Source organism: Bradyrhizobium sp. Arg237L (genome assembly GCF_029990105.1).
In the GTDB taxonomy this organism is placed as follows: domain Bacteria; phylum Pseudomonadota; class Alphaproteobacteria; order Rhizobiales; family Xanthobacteraceae; genus Bradyrhizobium.
Map to the genome: position 1 here is coordinate 1 of NZ_JAQMIL010000212.1, position 543 is coordinate 543.

Sequence of the window (543 nt, forward strand, 5' to 3'; positions counted from 1 at the left end):
CTTCTCGACGCAGCGGCCGCGCAACGAGCAGCCATCGCAGACCGCCTTGCGGCTGACATAGCGGCTCTCGATGCGGCCACCATTGGTCTTGGGGCTTGGCGTCCGTGTCAGAAGCTCGCCCGCCGGGCAGCGATACGCGTCAGCGTCAGCCACATAGCTGAACTCCGCGTGGCTGAAGCGCCCCTGCGCCTTGAGCCTGTCCGTGCGCCTGGCTTGCGGAACATAGGCGACGATCCCGTCGTCCTCGCAAGCCTTCAACTGCGCCCCGTTGTAGTAGCCGGTATCGGCCAGGGCCTGCAGCGTCTCGACGCCCAAGGCCTCTTTTGCCGCCAGCGCCATCGGATGGAGCTGGCCGCTGTCGTTGCCATCATTGACGACGGCGTCGGCGGCGATGAGTTTGTGCTTGGCGTCGACGGCGATCTGCGCGTTGTAGCCGGCAACGCGCTGGCCGCTCTTTGCGAGCAGCCGGGCATCGGCGTCCGTCGTCGACAACTGCGTCTGGCCGCTCCGTGCCAGCTCGGTGAGGTCGGCTTTGACCCGCGC

General features: G+C 67.2%; 1 protein-coding gene. It reads right to left on the reverse strand.

What is annotated here, in order from left to right:
• Positions 1-543: transposase (locus tag OZ411_RS43030; protein ID WP_282532815.1), on the reverse strand; the 543-nt coding region annotated here is incomplete at both ends.